Origin of the sequence: Ilumatobacter nonamiensis YM16-303 (genome assembly GCF_000350145.1) — a bacterium.
Classification (GTDB): Bacteria; Actinomycetota; Acidimicrobiia; order Acidimicrobiales; family Ilumatobacteraceae; genus Ilumatobacter_A; species Ilumatobacter_A nonamiensis.
Window position 1 is genome coordinate 1 of record NZ_BAOL01000300.1, and the last position, 1445, is coordinate 1445.

A 1445-nucleotide genomic window follows, 5' to 3' on the forward strand; every position below is an offset into this window, starting at 1 on the left:
CGACGGCGATGAGGCCGCCGACGATGTACGCCGACGGCGCGAGCTTGTGGCTCATGCCCCGGCCCGGCGCGGCGCGCTGCTGACCCGCGGACGGGGTGCGCTCGCGCGTCGGCGGAGGTGGCGCGGCGCGTTCCGATGGATGAACCGGTGGCGGCGCATCGGCGCGGGTGACCGCGACGCGGCTCGAAGGCGTCTGTGGCGGCGCGATCGGAACCCGCCCGGTGACGTGAGGCTCGCCGGGGATTCCGACGGGTCCACTGTTCACCGTCCGGTACTCCGCAGCGCGATGTCCCTGGTCAGGCGATGTGGGTCGGCGCTTCTTGTCGGGACCGGCGCGACCGTCGCCGGCCCGTGACTCCTTGCCGCGCGGCGGTGTCGGCTGGCGCATGCCGCGACTGCGGTCCTGAGCCCGACCGCGGGTGTCCGACGGAGCGCGCACGAGCTTGCCGGCCGAGAACGGAGCGACGGGCGACGGTTCGTCGGCGGTCACGTCGAACTGGGGCGGGCCGTCTTCCTGGGCCCCCTTCAACTCGGCGATCAGCGCGGCGCCGTCGACCGGACGGTCCTCGGGGCGGCGCGCGAGGAGGGCGTGGACGACCTTGACGAGGCGCGTCGGCAGCGTGGCCCGGAGCCGGGCGAGGTCGGTGGGGTCCCGCTGGAGCCGTGCCAGTGCGGTGTCGGCGTCGGTCTCTCCGAGGAACGGGACGCGTCCGGCGAGGCACTCGTAGAGCACGAGGCCGAGCGAATAGAAGTCGGCACGGCCGTCGAGTTTCTTGCCGCGCACCTGCTCGGGAGACAGGTACTTCGCGGTGCCCATCATGATGTTGTCGCTCGTGAGGTCGTCGCTGCCGTCGCCCTTGAGGCCCTTGGCGATGCCGAAGTCGGTGAGCAGCACGCGGCCGTCGGGCGTGATCATGATGTTGCCGGGCTTCACGTCGCGGTGGACGAAGCCGGCCTGGTGCGCATTGTCGAGGGCCATCGCCACACCGGTCCCGATGTGGCACGTGAGTTCGGGGCTGAGCCGGTTCTGCGTGTCGAGGAGTTGGCGCAGGCTCTTGCCGTCGACCAACTGCATCACGACGGCTTGGCGACCGTCCTGCTCGAACACGTCGTGCACGGCGACGATGTTCGGATGGTTGAGGCTCGCGGCGGCGATCGCCTCCCGCCGGAATCGCTCGGCGACGACGGGGTCGGTCGCCAGCATCGGCTTCAACCACTTGACGGCAACCTTGCGGTCGAGGGTGAGGTCGATCGCGAGCCAGACCTCGGCCATGCCGCCCTGAGCGAGGCGACGCTGCAGCTCGTAACGGCCAGCGATGATCGTGGGAGTCGCAGATGACATGGTCGTCATCAAACGCTAGTGGGAACGCACCTGCTCACTCCGGCATTCCCCACGGAATCACCACACAACCCGACGTTCTCGTGAACAGTTCGCGCACGGAGCG

At 70.2% G+C, this 1445-nt stretch carries 1 protein-coding gene; it reads right to left on the minus strand.

Annotated features, from left to right (window positions below):
* Positions 1-1342: protein kinase domain-containing protein (locus tag ON45_RS21950; protein WP_158412547.1), on the minus strand; the 1342-nt coding region annotated here is incomplete at its 3' end.
* Positions 1343-1445: the final 103 nt, after the last annotated feature.